This is a genomic window from Achromobacter sp. 1011811831, assembly GCF_059760905.1.
The window spans coordinates 16971-34718 of the sequence record NZ_JCBANG010000002.1 but is presented as its reverse complement, the minus strand read 5'-3'; the positions used below and the strand labels follow the sequence as shown (position 1 = coordinate 34718).

17 protein-coding genes are annotated in these 17748 nt (G+C 67.4%); 5 read left to right on the top strand and 12 right to left on the bottom strand.

Features of this window, described 5'->3' with window-relative positions; all coding sequences use genetic code 11:
- The 12 genes from AC6LJ9_RS01095 to AC6LJ9_RS01040 all read right to left on the bottom strand — a co-directional run bounded on the left by AC6LJ9_RS01095 (position 1) and on the right by AC6LJ9_RS01040 (position 10186).
- Positions 1–1128, bottom strand: coding sequence for an MBOAT family O-acyltransferase (locus tag AC6LJ9_RS01095; RefSeq protein ID WP_498146162.1), 1128 nt, complete (start codon positions 1126–1128; stop codon positions 1–3).
- Positions 1129–1141: 13 nt separating this feature from the next.
- Entirely contained in the window at positions 1142–1345 is a 204-nt protein-coding gene (locus AC6LJ9_RS01090; RefSeq protein ID WP_212316878.1) for a hypothetical protein, read from the bottom strand.
- Positions 1342–2520, bottom strand: a complete 1179-nt coding sequence (locus tag AC6LJ9_RS01085) for a D-alanyl-lipoteichoic acid biosynthesis protein DltD (RefSeq protein WP_212316850.1) — start codon at positions 2518–2520, stop codon at positions 1342–1344. Before AC6LJ9_RS01085 ends, AC6LJ9_RS01090 begins: the two co-directional genes overlap by 4 nt.
- Positions 2498–2737 (bottom strand): acyl carrier protein, encoded by a 240-nt coding sequence (locus AC6LJ9_RS01080; protein WP_212316852.1) that lies wholly within the window; start codon positions 2735–2737, stop codon positions 2498–2500. Before AC6LJ9_RS01080 ends, AC6LJ9_RS01085 begins: the two co-directional genes overlap by 23 nt.
- Before the next feature lie 419 nt (positions 2738–3156).
- On the bottom strand, positions 3157–3660 hold the full coding sequence (locus tag AC6LJ9_RS01075; protein WP_212316854.1) for an outer membrane lipoprotein: 504 nt from the start codon (positions 3658–3660) through the stop codon (positions 3157–3159).
- Between the two features lie 145 nt (positions 3661–3805).
- A complete protein-coding gene (locus AC6LJ9_RS01070; protein WP_498146161.1) occupies positions 3806–4747 on the bottom strand; it encodes a carbohydrate kinase family protein in 942 nt (313 codons plus the stop codon).
- A 23-nt stretch (positions 4748–4770) separates the two neighbouring features.
- Positions 4771–6162: a DUF3426 domain-containing protein gene (locus AC6LJ9_RS01065; protein ID WP_498146160.1), complete on the bottom strand. Its 1392-nt coding sequence runs from the start codon at positions 6160–6162 to the stop codon at positions 4771–4773.
- Between the two features lie 23 nt (positions 6163–6185).
- Positions 6186–7109 (bottom strand): 50S ribosomal protein L11 methyltransferase, encoded by a 924-nt coding sequence (gene prmA / locus AC6LJ9_RS01060; protein ID WP_103272347.1) that lies wholly within the window; start codon positions 7107–7109, stop codon positions 6186–6188.
- Positions 7110–7205: 96 nt separating this feature from the next.
- Positions 7206–8552 carry an acetyl-CoA carboxylase biotin carboxylase subunit gene (accC, locus tag AC6LJ9_RS01055; RefSeq protein WP_212316860.1) on the bottom strand — a complete coding sequence of 449 codons (1347 nt, stop codon included), beginning with the start codon at positions 8550–8552 and terminating at the stop codon, positions 7206–7208.
- A gap of 8 nt (positions 8553–8560) precedes the next feature.
- A complete protein-coding gene (accB, locus tag AC6LJ9_RS01050; protein WP_498146159.1) occupies positions 8561–9022 on the bottom strand; it encodes an acetyl-CoA carboxylase biotin carboxyl carrier protein in 462 nt (153 codons plus the stop codon).
- 87 nt (positions 9023–9109) lie between these two features.
- A complete protein-coding gene (gene aroQ / locus AC6LJ9_RS01045) occupies positions 9110–9544 on the bottom strand; it encodes a type II 3-dehydroquinate dehydratase (protein WP_103272344.1) in 435 nt (144 codons plus the stop codon).
- 96 nt (positions 9545–9640) lie between these two features.
- Positions 9641–10186: a TlpA family protein disulfide reductase gene (locus tag AC6LJ9_RS01040; RefSeq protein WP_498146158.1), complete on the bottom strand. Its 546-nt coding sequence runs from the start codon at positions 10184–10186 to the stop codon at positions 9641–9643.
- A 119-nt stretch (positions 10187–10305) separates the two neighbouring features.
- Here AC6LJ9_RS01040 and mpl point away from each other — a divergent pair, with 119 nt between their 5' ends.
- The 5 genes from mpl (at position 10306) to AC6LJ9_RS01015 (ending at position 17672) form a co-directional block, all read left to right on the top strand.
- Positions 10306–11676, top strand: a complete 1371-nt coding sequence (gene mpl, locus AC6LJ9_RS01035; RefSeq protein WP_498146157.1) for a UDP-N-acetylmuramate:L-alanyl-gamma-D-glutamyl-meso-diaminopimelate ligase — start codon at positions 10306–10308, stop codon at positions 11674–11676.
- A gap of 19 nt (positions 11677–11695) precedes the next feature.
- Positions 11696–12307: a YqiA/YcfP family alpha/beta fold hydrolase gene (locus AC6LJ9_RS01030; protein ID WP_498146156.1), complete on the top strand. Its 612-nt coding sequence runs from the start codon at positions 11696–11698 to the stop codon at positions 12305–12307.
- A gap of 78 nt (positions 12308–12385) precedes the next feature.
- Positions 12386–14296 carry a ribonuclease catalytic domain-containing protein gene (locus tag AC6LJ9_RS01025; protein WP_498146155.1) on the top strand — a complete coding sequence of 637 codons (1911 nt, stop codon included), beginning with the start codon at positions 12386–12388 and terminating at the stop codon, positions 14294–14296.
- A 172-nt stretch (positions 14297–14468) separates the two neighbouring features.
- A complete protein-coding gene (locus AC6LJ9_RS01020; protein WP_498146154.1) occupies positions 14469–15182 on the top strand; it encodes a response regulator transcription factor in 714 nt (237 codons plus the stop codon).
- Between the two features lie 3 nt (positions 15183–15185).
- Positions 15186–17672, top strand: a complete 2487-nt coding sequence (locus AC6LJ9_RS01015) for a sensor histidine kinase (RefSeq protein WP_498146153.1) — start codon at positions 15186–15188, stop codon at positions 17670–17672.
- Positions 17673–17748: the final 76 nt, after the last annotated feature.

Sequence of the window (17748 nt, the reverse complement as noted above, 5' to 3'; positions counted from 1 at the left end):
TCAGATCGGGCTGCGGCCGCTGAACACGTACAGCGCCAGCGCGGCCAGGATCAGGGTGAACACGCGCCCCGCGAAACGCATGACGGGCCGGGCCAGCGTGGCCTGCAACCCCGGCCGCGTGCGGGCGGCATTGACCAGCAGGTTGTGGCCCACCGAATAGGCGCCGAACATCAGGCCGCTGACGATGTAGTGCAGCGACAGGCCGTTCCACACGCCCATGGCCAGCAGCGTGGCGAAGATGCCGATGTTCTGCGCCGCCATCCGGTGCCGCCCGAAGAACGCGGTCTTGCTCAGCGCCTTGTAGATCGGCATGAACACCACATCGCGCAGCCATTCGGACAGGCTGATGTGCCAGCGCCGCCAGAAATCCTGCGGGTTCAGCGTGGCCAGCGGATTGCGGAAGTTGATCGGCAGGTTGAAGCCGAACAGCATGCCGATGCCGATCGCCATCGTCGAATAGCCGGCGAAATCGAAGAACAGGTAGGCGCTGTACAGCGAGGCATTGAGCGCCACACCGGTGAACGAGTAATCGTGCGCGTCCAGCGTCGACAGGCCGTAGCGCCAGATCAGCTCGGCCAGGCCGAACTTCTGGATCACGCCGACCATGATCAGTTCCAGGCCCGAGAGCCAGGTATTCAGGCTCACGCCTTCATAGCCGCGCTTCAGGTCAGCCTGGAAGTTGCGCCAGCGGTACATGGGGCCGGCCAGCAGCGTCAGCGGGAAAAACACGTAGATGCAGTAGTCCAGCAGCGAGATGCGCTCGTTGCGCGGCGCGAACAGCAGCACGTCGATGGCGCGGAAGGTCGCGAAGGACAGGCCCAGCATCGCCGCCAGGTGCGATGCACCGGTCTTGACCAGCAGCAGGGGCGTCATCGTGATGACGACCGCGAGCCAGGTCGGAATGTACTTGCGGCGCACCGCCCACAGCGCGGCGCCGGAGATGGCCAGCAGCGCCAGCGGCTGCCAGGGCCGGTGCCAGAACACCGCCATCCACACCGCCAGGCAGATCGCGCCGATGATGTGGCGATAGCCGATGCGCAACGGCATGCCGAAGGCGCGATAGGCCAACAGGCCCAACCCGCCGAACAGGGCGCCACCAAAGAAACTCAAGCTTGCGAACAATTCCATGCTGGGGCCGCGCTCAGAATTGCTGGTACTGGAATTCGACCTTGATCGGTCCGCCGCTGCCCGTGGTGGGCTGGGCCTGGAGCACGAATACCAGGATCACGCCAAGGTACAGGCACAGGTGCCACAGGAACCGCCGGCCCCAACCCTTGCCGGCGTCCCGGTCCGGGGACGCTGCATCATCCGGCTTGGCGAATGCCCTGCAGAAAAATTGCTTCATCGGGAAAAATACTCCGCAATGCCCTGATCGGCGAGAGCCCAACCCAGCTCAGCCAGGTGCATGTCGTCGCGCACCATGCCGGGTTCGAAGGGAATGCTGTAGAGGTCCAGGCAGCCCATCTGGTAGCGCGTGCACATGCCGGTGATGGCGGCCACCACCGGATCGAAACGCTCCATGTCCAGGATGAGCTTGGGATTGAACGGCTGGATCACGAAGTACGCCTTGACCTTGCGCTTTTGCAGCAGCGCCATCAGGCGCGACAGGTCACCCAGTTCGGTGCGGGTAAGCGGGTCGACATTGGCGAATTCGTTGCGCGCCGGCGAATACAGGGATGCCAGGTACTGCTTGTAGTAGTCGTCGCGCACATCGTAGGGATTATTGCCGCCCAGCTTGTGCTCGACTTCGCGCGCCTCCTGGGTAAGGCGGCTCCAGTGCCCCGCGTTCAGGCGGGCCGCCGAGGGCCAGACCACGTAGCGGTGCGCCGGCACGGACAGCTTGCTGCGCGGCTTGTCCGGCGCGGGTTCCTGGCGCGCGTTCCACCACAACGAGACCTTGTCCTTCAGCTCGGCCACCTGGCCGTTCGCGATGAGCCAGAGCAGGCCCCAGTTCGCGTTGTCGCTGATCCAGGTCTGCATCTGCTCGCGCGTGCTGGGCTTGTCCCAAAGGCGGTTCCAGACCGGCCCCGTGACGTGCTCGGCAAAGGCGCTGCGCGGCAATTGCCCGCCGGAAGCGAACCAGGCGGGCGACACCATGATGACCAGGCGCGTGTTCGGCGTGAGCGAATCGGCCACGGACTCCAGCACGCTGACCATGCCATAGGACTGGAACATGGCGTGGCCATAGGCCAGCGTCGGCACCTTCAACTCTTCGGGAAAGAAACGGTACGGCACGAAGCGCAAATCGTGGCTGGACAGCTCGGACGAGCCCAGCACCACCAGCGTGCCATCGCTGAGCGCATTGCCCAGGCGGTTCAGGTTGACGTGCTGGGTGCCCCAATCCGGCCCCAGATTGGGCAGGTAGTTGCTCTTGTCCGCGGCGGGCGCGGCGACCGGCAGGACGATACGGCTGAGCACGTCGTCCGCGCCCAGGTACGCGCCGATGGCCAGCGCAACCGCCGTGGTGGCGGCCGCGACGTGCGACAGCAGCCGGGAATTACGCAGTATGGGCAGCGACATAGCCGGCAAGCGTGCGAACCGACTGTAGATGCTCCGCGATTTCCGGAGCCGGTATGCTGCAGCCGTACTCGGATTCGACAGCCAGCGTGATGTCCACGGCGGCGAGCGAATCCACCAGGCCGGTAGCGATCAACTGCGTGTCGGGAGTGACTTTCTTGAGGACGATCGACTCGACGATCTCGCCGATCTTGGTGTGGAGTTCTTGCTCGGTATGCATAGATAGTGCAGCGTTATGTCGCCTCGAAAGGCACAACATCCCCCGCCCCGAGATACAGGACGGCGAGTTTACAGAAAAAACCTGAAAATCAACTGACGATGCCGACCGGCTTCCCGGGTGGCGCCGATGCAAGCCGTTACAACATCGTTCCGGCCCTTGTCGGCGTGGCAGGCGAATCATGGCACTTCAACCGTTGAATCGCCATGAAACTTCCGGCCGAAATCATGGGAAAGCACAAAAAGCACGGCATTTCGAGGGTAATCACGGTGCACCGCGTTGCGGCGGAACGACAGCCAGCGAGAGGAATCCGGCGCCAGCGGCGCCCAGCACGACGCCGCGGCGTTCCGGCGGCATTGCTGTCGCGGCCCGCGCCAATGAAAAAAGCCCGCTTGCGCGGGCTTTTCTCTGGCGACGACGATTTACATCGGGGTGACGCGCGTGGGGCCTGCCCCGCTGATCACCTGGACGCGTTGGCCAACGCTGATGGGCACATCGGCTTCCTGGGCCACGACGCGGGTTTCGCCGTTGTCCAGGCGCACCGTGATTTCGTAGCCGGACGACTTGCCAACCGAGTTCTCGATGGCGTTGCCCGCCAGCGCGCCCAGGATGGCGCCGCCAACCGTGGCAATGGTGCGGCCCGTGCCGCCGCCGACCGCGTTGCCCGCGACGCCGCCCAGCGCGCCGCCAGCCAGCATGCCTGCGCCGCTGGACTTGTCGTTCTGGATCACGATGGGACGCACGCCGGTGACCGTGCCCGTGCGGACGATCTGCTCGCGCTGGGCCTGGTCATAGCTGTACACGCCGCTGGAGGCGCTGCGGTTGGCGCAGCCACCCAGCACGGCCATCGACGTGACGACGGCGGCGACGGCCAGCCAGCGGCCGGCGCGCGGCGAGACCAGGGAAATGGATTTGGTTTGGTTCATTTGGACTCCTCGATCGGGCATCGCCGACGAATTTTGATCATACCCCAGCCCGAAAAGGGTGATGGAGCAGCCTGCAACACAGTGAAACGCGATCGTCCATTTCGACCGGCGCCAAGGGCGCCGGTTCCCCGCCCTGCCCAGGGATTCAGGCAGGCAAATGAATGCCGTAGGTGGCATGCAGCACCGTGTCGATCTCGGCGCGCGACGGCGCATAGTTCTGCGGACCGCGCGAAGCGATCTTGAGGGCGCCCATGACATTGCCCAGGCGGCAGCTGTCTTCCCAGCTCCAGCCGCAGGTCAGGCCGTAGAGCAGGCCGCCGCGCTGCGAATCGCCGCAGCCGGTGGGGTCCACGACCTGGGCCGCGCGCACGGGCGCGATCTGGGTCGTCTTGCCTTCGGTATACAGCGTGGCGCCCTCGGCGCCGCGGGTGACGACCACCGCGATCAGGTCGCGCGCGATGTCCTCGATGCTGCGGCCGGTGCGCTGTTCCACCACGCTGGCCTCGTAATCATTGACCGTCAGCGCCTGCGCCATCTTGAGCATGCGCTCCAGGTCGTCGCGGTCGAACAGGGGCATGGCCTGGCCCAGGTCGAAGATGAACGGAATACCGCTCTTGTTCAGCCGTTCCGCGTGGGCGAACATGCCTTCCTTCGCGTCGGGCGCGACGATGGCCCAGGCGGCCGTGGCGCCGGTCACGTCGTTCTGCGCGGCAAAAGCCATGGCGCCGGGGTGGAACGCGGTGATCTGATTGTCGTCCAGATCGGTCGTGATGAAGCACTGGGCGGTGAAGGTATCGGGAATGGTCTTGATTCGGCTGACGTCGATGCCCAGGCCCTGCAGCCGCTCCAGATATTCGCCGGCATCCTCGCCGACGGTGGCGACCGGCACGGGCTTGCCGCCCAGCAGCTGCATGCTGTAGGCGATGTTGCCCGAGCAGCCGCCGTATTCCTTGCGCATGCTGGGCACCAGGAACGAGACGCTCAGCGAATGGATGCGGTCAGCAAGGATGTGCTCCTTGAAGCGCCCCTCGAATACCGCGATGGTGTCGAAAGCCATCGAACCGCAGACCAGGACCGAATTCGTCATGCCTGTCATCCTTGAAGAAAAATTTAGGGAAAGAATTTGTCGAGCTGATAGCCGTTGACCTGGACGCCCGCCACTTCGATGGGCACCGAGATCTTGAGCTCGCCGGCCGGGCCGAAGGGGCCGCGCAACTGCTCCGGCGTCAGGTAGTCCTCGGGCCGCAGCACCTTGCGCACGACCACGGTATCCGACAAGTCGGTCAGGTCCAGCACCAGCGCGGGCCAATGCTGCGGCTTGTCGTAGCGGTTGCGCAGCATCAGGTTCAGCACCAGGCGGCTGCGGCCGTCATCGATGGCCGCGGCGCCCGGCGGCGGCTGCAGCGACGAGGCTGAAATCGCGATGCGCTCCAGGCGGCGCGCGTAGCCCACCGTGCAGCCCATGGAGCGGCAGGCTGCTTCCAGCGCCGGACGCAGCGCGGGCACGGAATTGGCGATATCCACGCGATAGGCATAGAGCAGTTGCAGGCCGAGCGCGATCAGGCCCAGCAGGCATCCATAGCCCCAGAGCCTGCGCAGCAGGCCCCGGCGCGCCTGCCGGTCCTGATCCAGGAATTCCGGCGGAGCGCGTCCCACGTCGGTGGCGCTGGAATAGCGGGTGCGGGACTCGCCCAGCACCGGCGCGCCATCCGGAAGCGCGTCGCCGTCGGCGTCTTCAAAGTCCTTGGCGTCTTCATCGACACGGTCGCGGTCGTCGTCGAAGGCGTCATCGTCCCCTTCGCGCGCCCGCAGCGCCGGTTCACGCACCGCCTCGGCGCGCGCCGGCGCGCTCCAGGACAGCGACGGCTCGCCGCGCCGGTCGTCGGCTACGAACGCCTCGCCGCGACGCTTCTCGAATCGTGGCGCCACAGGACGCGAGTCCGGGTGGCGCTCATCAGCATGGTCGTGCCAGTCGTTCGCATCATCATGCTCGTCCTCGCCATGGCGATGGCCGCCCCGCGGTTCGTCGCCCTGCGATTCGTCATCATGCAGTTCATCGTCCAGCAGCTCATCGTCATCCAGTTCGTCCGCGCGCGCGTCCTTGTCCTCTGCCTGTCGGCGGATCTGTTCGCGGCTGCGCAGCACGGCGGGCGGCGTCGCGGATGGCGGCGGCTCCCAAGACCGCGCCAGGGATTGCGATACGGCGGGCTCATCTTCCCAGGGAGGCACCGGCTCGGAAGTCCGGGCAGGTGGGGTCTCGGGCCGGACCAAGGGAGGAACCGCATGGGCCGGCTCGACGACGCGGACTGGAGTTGCGGCCGGCACGGCAATCGGCGTCTCGGCCTGCCATCCGGAAACGTCCGCAGGCTGCACCAGGCTGGCCCGGCCGTCGAACACCGTGGAGCAGGCGCCGCAACGCACCAGCCCATTGCGGATCCGCAACTGATCCGGCACCACCTTGAAGGCGGTACCGCAATGCGGGCAGCGGGTGGTCAAAGCCATGGCGTTGCGCGGCTGTTATGCGTTCAAGCCTTGCGGCCGTGCAGGCAGACCCAGCCGTCGCGCGCGCGCCAGACCGACATGGCGATCCATGGCGCATAGGCAGCGGCGACTTCCTCGGCCTGACGTTCCAGCACGCCCGAGAGCACCAGTTGCCCGCCGGGCGCGACGCGGCCGGCCAGCATGGGCGCCAGCACCTTCAGCGGGTTCGACAGGATATTGGCGACCACGACCTGGAACGTGCCGTCTTTCAGGCCGTCAGGCAGCATGGCATCCAGCTCGACGCCGTTGACCTGGGCGTTGAACACGGTGCTCTGCACGGCTTGCGGATCGATGTCCACCGCCTGGGTCGGCCCCGCGCCCAGCTTGCGCGCGGCGATGGCCAGGATGCCCGAGCCGCAGCCGTAGTCCAACAGCGTCGCGCCGGCCGGCAGCTCGGCCTCGAGCCAGGCCAGGCACAGGTGGGTCGTGGGATGGCTGCCGGTGCCGAAAGCCAGGCCCGGATCGAGTTCGATGTGGATGGCGCCGTCGGCGGCATCCAGGTCCAGTCCCGGCACGTCCGGATTGTCGCGGTGCCAGCTGGGCACGATCCACAGCCGCTCGGCGACCTGGATGGGGCCGAACTGCGATTGCGTCAGTCGCACCCAGTCGGCATCCGGCACGTCACGCAGGCTCCAGTCCTGGAACAGCGCGGGGTCCAGTTCGCCGGCCTCGGCCGCCTCGGCCATGATCTGGGCGGGATCGGCGCCATCGGGCAGCAGGGCCACGACGCGGTTGCGGTCCCAGGCCTGTACGTCGGGCTCGGTGCCCGGTTCGCCGAACAACGGGCGCTCGTCGTCAGTGCCGAAATCGGCGTCCTCGACCGACACCGACAGCACGCCGGCTTCCAGCAGCGCGTCGGACAGGGCTTCGGCCTGGGCTTCCAGGCAATGGAGCACGAGTTCACGCATGAGATTCTTCCATCTGGACGACGGGCCGCGGCATGCGCCGCGGCCCGTTCGACCGTAAAAACACAAAAGGGGCCTCGCGGCCCCGGAAAAAGCGGATCAGGGCCGCTGGGCCAGCTTGTTTTCCAGATAGTGGATGCTGGTGCCGCCTTCGATGAAGCGGGAATCCTGCAGCAGCTCGCGATGCAGCGGGATGTTGGTCGAAATGCCTTCCACCACCATTTCCGACAGGGCCGTGCGCATGCGGGCCAGCGCCTGGTCCCGGGTATCGCCGTAGGTAATGACCTTGGCGATCATGGAATCATAGTTCGGCGGCACGAAATAGCCATTGAACGCATGCGAATCGATACGCACGCCAGGACCGCCCGGCGTATGCCAGTTGGTGATGCGGCCAGGGCTGGGCACGAAGCGGAACGGATCTTCCGCGTTGATGCGGCATTCGATCGCATGACCCTTGAAGCCGATGTCGCGCTGGCGCAGCGTGAACTTCTCGCCGGCGGCGATCAGGATCTGCTGCTGGACCAGGTCCACGCCCGTGATCAGCTCCGTGACGGGATGCTCGACCTGGATGCGGGTGTTCATTTCGATGAAATAGAACTCGCCGTTTTCATACAGGAACTCGAACGTGCCCGCGCCGCGATAGCCCATCTTGCGGCAGGCGTCGGCGCAGCGGTCGCCGATGCGCTCGATCAGGCGGCGCGCGATGCCGGGGGCCGGCGCTTCCTCGATGACCTTCTGGTGGCGGCGCTGCATGGAGCAATCGCGCTCGCCCAGCCAGACCGCGTTGCGGCCGCCGTCGGCCAGCACCTGGATTTCCACGTGGCGCGGATTCTCCAGGAACTTCTCCATATAGACTTCGGGGTTGTTGAACGCGGCGCCCGCCTCGGAACGCGTCATCGTGACGGCGTTCAGCAGCGCGGCTTCCGTGTACACCACCCGCATGCCGCGGCCACCGCCGCCGCCCGCGGCCTTGATGATGACCGGGTAGCCGACTTCGCGCCCAATGCGCACGATTTCCTGCGGATCGTCGGGCAACGCACCCTCGGAACCGGGCACCACCGGCACACCGGCCTCGATCATGGCGCGCTTGGCGCTGACCTTGTCGCCCATCAGGCGAATGGTGTCGGGACGCGGACCGATGAACACGAAGCCGCTTTTCTCGACGCGATCGGCGAAATCGGCGTTTTCCGACAGGAAGCCGTAGCCGGGGTGAATCGCCTCGGAATCGGTGACTTCGGCGGCCGAGATGATGGCCGGCATGTTCAGGTAGCTTTCACGCGAGGGCGCGGGCCCGATGCACACGGACTCATCGGCCAGGCGCACATACTTGGCTTCGCGGTCGGCCTCGGAGTGCACCACCACGGTCTTGATGCCCAGCTCGCGGCAAGCGCGCTGAATGCGCAGGGCGATCTCGCCCCGGTTGGCGATCAGGATTTTTTCGAACATATCAGCTATCAGCCAATGACGAACAGAGGCTGGCCGTACTCGACGGGTTCGCCGTTCTCGACCAGGATTTCCTTGATCACGCCGGACTTGTCGGCTTCGATCTCATTGAGCAGCTTCATGGCTTCAATGATGCAGAGGGGATCGCCTTCCTTGACGCTCTGGCCGACGTCGATGAACGGCGCGGCGCCCGGATTCGGCGAGCGGTAGAACGTGCCGACCATCGGCGCCTTGACCACGTGGCCCTGGATCGCGGCCGGCGCCGGCGCGGCGGGCGCGGCGGCGGCGGCGGGAGCGGGCGCGGCCACCGGCGCGGCGGCCACGCCGGCTTCGGGCTGGTGGTACGCGACCGGCTGCAGGGTCTGCGAGAACTTGACGATGCGAACCTTGCCTTCGCCTTCGGTGATTTCCAGCTCGGCGATGCCCGATTCAGCCACCAGGTCGATCAGGGTTTTGAGTTTTCGAAGGTCCATAGAAGCTGCTTCCCGAAATAGTGTCGGCAACGTCCCTGCGTCGGGACCGCGCCGTTTAAGATGTAAAAGCGATGAGTTGGAGCGAGATCAGTGCCGCACCGCGTAGCGCAGGGCCGCTTCGTAACCGTCCGCGCCCAGGCCGCTGATGAGGCCTACCGCCAGATCGGACAGATACGAGTGATGCCTGAAGGGCTCCCGCTTATACAGGTTGGACAAATGTACTTCAATAAATGGGATCGCGACCCCGGCCAGCGCATCGCGAACAGCGACGCTGGTATGCGTGTATGCCGCCGCGTTGATGATGATGAAGTCCGTGCCGTCTTGCCGCGCCGCCTGGATGCGATCGACCAGTGCGCCCTCGTGATTGCTCTGCCACGCCGTGAGCGTGGCGCCCAGTTCCCCTGCAAGCCGTTCCAGGTTTTCATTGATCTGCTGCAGCGTCAGACTGCCGTAGATATGAGGTTCCCGGGTGCCTAGCAGGTTCAGATTCGGGCCATGCAATACCAGTATGTTTTGCGCCATGCGCTTGCCAATGAGTGGATTGCCAATCTTGATTTGTTGGCAAAACAGCCGATAAACCAGCTTTTTACGCCAATTCCCACCATTTGTCCAACAGACTTACGCCTTCAAACCGGCCAGTGTCTGATCCAGATCCTGGGGCTGAATTTCACCCAGGATCTTCCGGTTAATTCCACCATCTGCATTGAAAACAACCGTAAAAGGCAAGCCGCCGCTAGGGTTGCCCAGCTTGCGCAGCACGTCGATGCCACCGGCGCCCAATACCCACAGCGGGTACGAAACCTGCACTTTCTCGACAAATTTCTGCATATTCGCCGCCGAATCAACGCCGATACCGACAAAGCGCACTTTCGGATATTTTTTCTGCAGGGCGTCGAGCTCGGGCATCTCCTTGACGCAAGGCGCGCACCAGGTCGCCCAGAAATTCACCAGCATGGGCTGGCCCTTCCAGCCATCCAGCGAATGCGAGGCGCCACTCAGGTCGGGCAGGCGCAGAGCCATCAGCGAGGCAACGGGATCGACCTGCGCGTCGGCAGCCTGGGGCGCCTGCGGCGCCTGGGACTTGCCGCGGCCCAGCCAGGTGAACACGCCGGCCGCGGTGGCGGCGGCGGCCACGCCGGCGGAAAGAATGAGACGTCGATTCATGGCGCGATCATAACCGCTGCCGCCGGTTTGCGCCTTGCGCCGGCACAGTCCGGTGCGCCGCCATGCAGAGCAGCCTGCCTCGCCTCTATATATACAATGCAGCACAGGAGAGTTTTTCAATGCATCTGCATATTCTTGGCATCTGCGGTACGTTCATGGGCGGGCTGGCGCTGATCGCGCGCGCCGCCGGACACAAGGTCACCGGCTGCGACGCGGGCGTCTATCCGCCCATGAGCACGCAGCTGGCCGAACAGGGCATCGAGCTGATCGAGGGTTTCGGTCCCGAGCAACTGGCGCTCAAGCCCGACCTGTACGTGATCGGCAACGTGGTCAGCCGCGGCAACCCGCTGATGGAAGCCATCCTGGAATCGGGCGCGCGCTATGTCTCCGGCCCGCAATGGCTGGGCGACAACATCCTGCCCGGCGCCCACGTGCTGGCGGTGGCCGGCACCCATGGCAAGACCACCACCAGTTCCATGCTGACCTGGATCCTGGAAGCGGCGGGCCTGGCGCCCAACTTCCTGATCGGCGGCGTGGCGCCCGACCTGCACGTCTCGGCCCGGTACAGCCCCACGCAGGGGCATTTCGTGATCGAGGCGGACGAGTACGACACGGCCTTCTTCGACAAGCGCTCGAAGTTCGTGCACTACCGCCCCCGCACCGCGATACTGAACAACCTCGAATACGATCACGCCGACATCTTTCCCGATCTGGCCGCGATCGAAACCCAATTCCATCACCTGGTCCGCACCATTCCCGGCTCGGGCCGCATCCTGCGCCCGACGCATTCCGACGCGCTGGACCGAGTGCTAGCGCGCGGCTGCTGGTCGGAAACGGTCACGTTCGGCGACGATGGCCGCTGGCAGGCGTCCGAACCCGACGCCGACGGCGCCTTCCTCGTCCGCCGCGATGGCCAGGACCTCGGCACGGTGCGCTGGTCGCTCGGCGGCGAGCACAACCGCATGAACGCGCTGGCCGCGCTGGCCGCCGCCGAACATGCCGGCGTGCCGGCAGCCCAGGGCATCGAGGCGCTGAGCCGCTTCGGCGGCGTCAAGCGCCGCATGGAGCTGCGCGGCACGGTCCAGGGCGTGAAGGTCTATGACGACTTCGCGCACCATCCCACCGCCATCGCCACCACCATCGCCGGCCTGCGCCGCCAGGTCGGGCAGGCCCGCATCCTGGCCGTGCTGGAACCCCGCTCCAACACCATGAAACTCGGCACCATGGCCGCCCGCCTGCCCGACGCGCTGGCCGGCGCCGACCTGGTGTTCTGCTTCGGCGCCAAGTCCGGCAAGCACGCGCTGGGCTGGGACCCGGCCGAAGTGCTGGCGCCGCTGGGCGCGCGCGCCAGCCATCGCGACGACATCGACGCGCTGGTGGACGCGGTGGTCCAGGCCGCCCGCCCCGGCGACCATGTGCTGGTCATGAGCAACGGCGGCTTCGGCGGCATCCACGGCAAGCTGCTGGACGCGCTGGAGCGACGCGCTTGAGGCGCGCAAGGACGACGCGATGAGCAGTTCGATCCTCTATCTGCACGGCTTCCGTTCGTCGCCGACCTCGTTCAAGTCCCGCCTGATGGCCGATGCCATGGCCGAACGCGGCCTGGCCGGCGCCTGGGCCTGCCCCCAATTGCCCGCCAGCCCGCGCCAGGCCATCGCCCTGGCCATGGATATCGCCCGCCGCCAGCTGGACGGCGCGCCCGATCCGCGCGCGCTGACGGTCATCGGCTCATCGCTGGGCGGCTTTTACGCCACCTGGCTGGCAGAGCAACTGGGCTGCAAGGCCGTGCTGCTCAATCCAGCCGTCGAGGCCCCGCGCGATCTGGCCACCCAGGTGGGCGAGCACCGCATGTATCATTCGGACGAACCCTTCGTTTTCCTGCCGGAATACGTGGACGAGCTGGCTGCTATCCACGCGCCCGCCATCACCCGGCCCGAGCGCTACTTCCTGGTGGCAGCCACGGGAGACGAAGTGCTGGACTGGCGCGAAATGCGCGACCGCTACGCGGGGTGCCGCCAGCGCATCGTGCAGGGCAGCGACCATGGCCTGTCCGACTTCGCCCGCTGGATGCCCGAGGTCCTGGAATTCGCGCTTGGCGCGGAACCGGTTCGCCCCCAATAATCCAATCTGTGCCCCGAACTCCATAACGACAGCAGCACCACGGCGACGCGTGCGCGCCGCCCAGGACGATCCACCACCATGTATGTGTTTTACGAAGACGACGGCAGCTTCAAGGCCGGCAATATCCTGTCCGAAACCGACGCCAGCCTGCAGGTGGAATCGGAATCCGGCAAGCGCAGCAAGATCAAGCGCGCCAATACGCTGTTCACATTCGCCGCGCCGGAACCCGCCGCGCTGATGAGCCAGGCGGCGACCGCCGCCGAGGCGCTGGACCTGCAGTTCCTGTGGGAATGCGCGCCCCAGGAGGAATTCGATTCCCCCGCCCTGGCCGCCGATTATTTCGGCCACGCCCCCACGCCGGTCGAACAGGCCGCGCTGCTGATGCGGCTGCACGGCGCGCCCGCCTATTTCCACCGCCGCGGCAAGGGTCGCTACCGCCCCGCTCCGCCCGACATCCTGGCCGCGGCGCTGGCCGCGCTCGAGAAAAAGCAGCGCCAGGCCGAGCAACAGCAGGAATGGGTGGACGCAATGGCCGCCGGCCGCCTGCCCGAGGAAATCGCCCAGGCGGCGGAATCCCTGCTGGTGCGCCCCGACAAGAACTCCCAGCAATGGAAGGCGCTGGACGCGGCCTGCACCAAGCTGGGCAAGACGCCCGACCGCCTGCTGCTGGACCTGGGCGCCTGGCCGCACGCGCTGGCGCTGCACAAGCGCCGCTTCCTGGCGGTGAATTTCCCGCGCGGCCTGGCCTTCCCCGATCTGCCGCTGCCCGCCTTCGAGCGCGAACTGCCGCTGGCGGATGCCGAGATCTATTCGGTGGACGACATCACCACCACCGAGATCGACGACGCGCTCTCGGTCACGACGCTGCCCGACGGCAAGCTGCGCGTCGGCGTGCACGTGGCGGCGCCGGGCATCGTGGTCACGCGCGACAGCGAGTTCGACAAGCTGGCGCGCGCGCGCCTGTCCACGGTCTACATGCCGGGCGACAAGATCCCCATGCAGCCCGACAGCGTCATCAGCGCCTTCTCGCTGGACGCCGGACGCGCGGTGCCTGCCCTGTCGCTATACGTGACGGCTGATCCCGAGACCGGCGAGGTCCTCGAATCGGAAACCCGCCTCGAACGCGTGATGGTGCGCGAGAACCTGCGCCACAACATGCTGGACGCGCAGGTCACTGAAGCCAGCCTGGCCGATCCTGCCGCCGAGCTGCCCTACGGCCACTGGCTGCGCCCGCTCTGGAAGCTGGCGCAGGCGCTGTCGGCGCAGCGCGAGAACGTGCGCGGCAAGCCCGAGAACAACTCGCGCGTCGAATACAGCTTCTACCTGGACGGCAACCCCGACGACCCGGACACTCCGGTGCGTCTGGTGCCGCGCCAGCGCAACGCGCCGCTGGACCGCATGGTGGCCGAGTACATGATCCTGGCCAACAACCTCTGGGGCGGACTGCTGCACCAGCATGGCGTGCCCGGCATCTACCGCTCCCAGCAGGCCGGCCGCGTGCGCATGAGCACGCAGGCGCTGCCGCATGAAGCCATCGGCGTGCCGCAGTACGCCTGGAGCACCTCGCCGCTGCGCCGCTACGTGGACCTGGTCAACCAGTGGCAGCTGATCGCGGCGGTCGAGCACGGCGTATCGGCGCGCCTGGTCGCGCCCTTCAAGCCGCGCGACGCCGACCTGTTCGCCATCATCGGCGCCTTCGACGCGCAATACGCGACCTGGGCCGAGTTCCAGAGCGCGATGGAACGCTACTGGTGCCTGCGCTGGCTCAAGCAGCACAACATCACCCGCACCGTGGCCCATGTGCTGCGCGACGACCTGGTGCGCTTCGGCAACGCGCCGCTGGTCACCCGCGTGGGCGGCATGCCCGAACTGGAACGCGGCACGGCGGTGGAGATCGACATCCTCGGCATGGACGAGCTCTCGCTCGAACTGGACTGCCGCTACCTCGGCCAGCTGGCGCCCGCCGCCCAGGCGGAACCGCAAGCCTGACCGCGCCCGCCGTCCCGCCCCGACGGGACGGCGGCTCGCGACTGCCCGCAGCCGCCGCGCTGCCGGTACACTTCCTCTCAAAAAGCCCCGCGCGACGCGGACCGCTGCCCGCTCCGGGCGACGGCCGCCTTGCCGTCGGCGGCACAAAACAATCATCAGATGGAGGAATGACATGCGCATTCTGCTGGTCGAGGACAACCTCGACCTGGGCGATGCCGTGGAAAGCAAGCTGCGCCTGGCCGGCCACAGCGTCCAATGGGCGCGCGACGGCCTGACGGCGCTGCGGCGCGGGCTGGACGAAACCTGGGACGCGCTGGTGCTGGACATCAACCTGCCCGGCAAGGACGGTTTCTCGGTCATCCGCGAACTGCGCGCGGCCGGACTGGAAGCGCCGGTGCTGGTCATGACCGCGCGCGCCGAGATCGAGGACAAGATCGACATGCTGGACCTGGGGGCCGACGACTATCTGGTCAAGCCCTTCGACCTGCGCGAACTCGAAGCCCGCCTGCGCGCGCTGATGCGCCGCCCTGCCGGCCAGACCAGCAGCGTCACGACCTACGGCAACCTGGGCCTGGACCTGGCCGCACGGGGCGTCAGCGTGGACGGCGCGCCGGTGGATCTGGGTCGGCGCGAATTCCGCCTGCTGGAAATCCTGCTGGGCAAGTTTGGCCAGACCGTGGCCAAGGAGCGCCTGATGAACCAGCTCTTCGACCTGGACGACGGCTCGCTCAATGCGCTGGAACTGCTGATCTCGCGCCTGCGCAAGAAGCTGGCGGGCGCCTCGGTGGATATCGTCACCGTGCGCGGCGTCGGCTACCTGGCCCGCCTGCACGAGACGCCGGCCGCGCCGAACGACGCCGGCGCCAGCCCGTCGACCCCGGGCTAGGCGATGAAGCCGGCCGCAAGCTTCTCGATCCGCCGCCGGGTATTCGCGCTGGGCGTCGCGCTGCTGGCCTGCGCCCTCATCGGCCTGTTCTTCTTCCTGCGCGGCTACGCCCAGCGCGCCGCCGAGCAGGCCTTCGACCGCCTGCTGGCGGCGTCGGCGCTGACCATCGCCGGCTCGGTCCAGATCGAGGACGACGGCGTGACCGTGGAGCCGCCCGTGTCCTCGCTGGCCATGCTGTCCGGCAGCGAACGGGTGTTCTACGAAGCCCTGGCCTCGAACGGCCGGCTGATCACCGGCTACGGCGACCTGGCGCCCGGCCTGCCGCTGGCGCAATCGGCCACGCCGGTCTACGCCTACCTGAGCTATCACGATGAACCCGTGCGCGTGGCCACCGTGGGCAGGCTGGTATCCGCCAGCCAGCACGCCGGCTGGGTGACGGTGCGCGTGGCCGAGACGCTGGGCTCGCGCGAAGCGCTGGCCGACGAGATCCTGGGCCGCAGCGTGCTGCCGCTGGTGGCGGTGGCGCTGGTGGCGCTGGGCCTCCTGTGGTTCGGCGTGCAGCGCGCCTTCGCGCCCCTGGCCGTGGTCGAGCGCGAGCTGCGGCGCCGCGCGCCGGACGATCTGCAACCCGTCTGCGCGCCAGTGCCGCAGGAAGTGAGCCGTCTGGTCGAGGCGCTGAACGCCTTCATGCACCGCCTGTCCGGCCTGATGAACACACTGAACACGCTGGTGGCCGACGCCGCCCACCAGGTCCGCACGCCGCTGGCCTCGCTGCGCGCGCAGGCCGAAGTCGCGCTGGAAGAACCCGACCCCGAACGCCTGCACGCCCGCATCCAGCGCATCCACCAGAACGCCACGCACGCCAGCCAGCTGATCAACCAGCTGCTGATGGACGCCACCATCACGCACCGGCTCGGCAAGGGCGCGCGCGCGCCGGTTGGCGTGGCCGAGGCCGTCAACGAAACGCGGCGCCGCATCGGGCCGCTGGAAGCGCAGCGCCTGCACATCGAAATCGCGCCCGAAGTGCGGCGCGCCCGTATCGCCGGCGACCGCGTGGCGCTGCGCGAGATGCTGCGCAACCTGGTCGACAACGCGCTGCGCTACGCCCCCGACGGCCCGGTCGAGATCCAGGCCACCCCGGTGGCCGGCTACCGGGTGGCGCTGACCGTGTCAGACCGCGGCCCCGGCATCGCCGACGATGAAAAGGAAGCCGTGCAGCAGCGCTTCACGCGTGGCCGCGCCGGCGAATCTCTGCCGGGCTCGGGCCTGGGCCTGGCGATCGTGCGTTCCGTGGCCGTCGCCCATGGCGGCTCACTGTGGCTGCAGGACCGCCCAGGCGGCGGCCTGAGCGCGCGCGTCATCCTGCCGCTGGCGCGCCATCACGCGGGCCGCAAGCTCGCGGCCTGGTTCGGCGCCGCCTGCGCCGCCAGCCTGATGCTGGCGGGCGCGCCGGGCGACGCGCGGGCCGCCGGCATCCCGGAGACCGTGACCCGCTACCCCGCGCCGCAGCCGTCGGCGCGCGTGCTCACCATCGCCGGCCCCACCGACACGCCGGTGGTGGCGCCGCTGATCCAGGGCTTCCAGTCGCAGCGGCCGGACGTGAGCGTGGTGTACCGGGAAATGGGTAGCCGCGAGCTGTACGAAGCCATGATCGCGGGCGAGCTGAAGGACGTGGACGTGCTGATGAGTTCGGCCGCCGACCTGCAGATCCGCCTGGCCAACGACGGCTACGCGCAGCGCTACGCCTCGCCCTACGCCGCCAAGCTGCCGTCCTGGGCGGTCTGGCGCAACGAGGTCTACGGCTTCACCTTCGAGCCCGCCGTCATCGTCTACAACCCCAGGCGCTACACCGAGGCCACGGTGCCGCGATCGCGCCAGGACCTGCTGCGCGCCCTGGAGCGCGACAAGGACAAACTGCACGGCCGCGTCGGCACCTACGACATCTCGGCCAGCAGCGTGGGCTACCTGATGGCCGAACAGGACGAACTGGTCTCGTCCAACTTCTGGGGCCTGGCCAACGCCTTCGGCCAGGTGGGCGTGCGCCTGGCCGCCACCAGCGCCGAGATCCTGAACGCCATCGAGCGCGACGAACTGGACCTGGGCTACAACATGCTGGGCTCCTACGCGCTGTCGCGCCAGGCCGCCGGCAGCGACATCGGCGTGGTCTTCCCGCAGGACTATGTACTGGTGCTGGCGCGCTCGGTGCTGATCGCGCGGCGCGCGCCCAACCCCGACCTGGCCCGCCAGCTGGTCGACTGGCTGCTGTCGCCGGCCGGCCAGCAGGTCGCCTCCAGCCACGCGGCGCTCGGCTCCATCATGGAAGACACGCCGGGTCGCTGGACTTCCGAAGCCGTGCTGGCGCGCTCGCGCGGCATCGTACAGCCCGTGGTGCTCAGCCCCGCCCTGCTGGTGGGCCTGGACCAGCGCCGCCATTCGCGCTTCGTGCAGAACTGGATCCGGCTGGTGACGGATACGCCGCCGCACAAGTGATGTGCCACCGCGACAATTCCTAGGGTTTTCCCCTGGCTCCGGTGCACGTCCATGACAGGACGCCGACAGACGCCGC

Excerpts from the sequence above, each read along its gene's own strand:
- AC6LJ9_RS01030 (WP_498146156.1), top strand. The coding sequence starts at position 11,696 with ATGAGCAGTTCGATCCTCTATCTGCACGGCTTCCGTTCGTCGCCGACC.
- aroQ (WP_103272344.1), bottom strand. The coding sequence starts at position 9,544 with ATGGCGCAAAACATACTGGTATTGCATGGCCCGAATCTGAACCTGCTA.
- mpl (WP_498146157.1), top strand. The coding sequence starts at position 10,306 with ATGCATCTGCATATTCTTGGCATCTGCGGTACGTTCATGGGCGGGCTG.
- accC (WP_212316860.1), bottom strand. The coding sequence starts at position 8,552 with ATGTTCGAAAAAATCCTGATCGCCAACCGGGGCGAGATCGCCCTGCGC.
- AC6LJ9_RS01095 (WP_498146162.1), bottom strand. The coding sequence starts at position 1,128 with ATGGAATTGTTCGCAAGCTTGAGTTTCTTTGGTGGCGCCCTGTTCGGC.
- AC6LJ9_RS01020 (WP_498146154.1), top strand. The coding sequence starts at position 14,469 with ATGCGCATTCTGCTGGTCGAGGACAACCTCGACCTGGGCGATGCCGTG.
- AC6LJ9_RS01065 (WP_498146160.1), bottom strand. The coding sequence starts at position 6,162 with ATGGCTTTGACCACCCGCTGCCCGCATTGCGGTACCGCCTTCAAGGTG.
- AC6LJ9_RS01090 (WP_212316878.1), bottom strand. The coding sequence starts at position 1,345 with ATGAAGCAATTTTTCTGCAGGGCATTCGCCAAGCCGGATGATGCAGCG.
- AC6LJ9_RS01070 (WP_498146161.1), bottom strand. The coding sequence starts at position 4,747 with ATGACGAATTCGGTCCTGGTCTGCGGTTCGATGGCTTTCGACACCATC.
- AC6LJ9_RS01015 (WP_498146153.1), top strand. The coding sequence starts at position 15,186 with ATGAAGCCGGCCGCAAGCTTCTCGATCCGCCGCCGGGTATTCGCGCTG.
- accB (WP_498146159.1), bottom strand. The coding sequence starts at position 9,022 with ATGGACCTTCGAAAACTCAAAACCCTGATCGACCTGGTGGCTGAATCG.
- AC6LJ9_RS01025 (WP_498146155.1), top strand. The coding sequence starts at position 12,386 with ATGTATGTGTTTTACGAAGACGACGGCAGCTTCAAGGCCGGCAATATC.
- AC6LJ9_RS01040 (WP_498146158.1), bottom strand. The coding sequence starts at position 10,186 with ATGAATCGACGTCTCATTCTTTCCGCCGGCGTGGCCGCCGCCGCCACC.
- AC6LJ9_RS01080 (WP_212316852.1), bottom strand. The coding sequence starts at position 2,737 with ATGCATACCGAGCAAGAACTCCACACCAAGATCGGCGAGATCGTCGAG.
- prmA (WP_103272347.1), bottom strand. The coding sequence starts at position 7,109 with ATGCGTGAACTCGTGCTCCATTGCCTGGAAGCCCAGGCCGAAGCCCTG.
- AC6LJ9_RS01075 (WP_212316854.1), bottom strand. The coding sequence starts at position 3,660 with ATGAACCAAACCAAATCCATTTCCCTGGTCTCGCCGCGCGCCGGCCGC.
- AC6LJ9_RS01085 (WP_212316850.1), bottom strand. The coding sequence starts at position 2,520 with ATGTCGCTGCCCATACTGCGTAATTCCCGGCTGCTGTCGCACGTCGCG.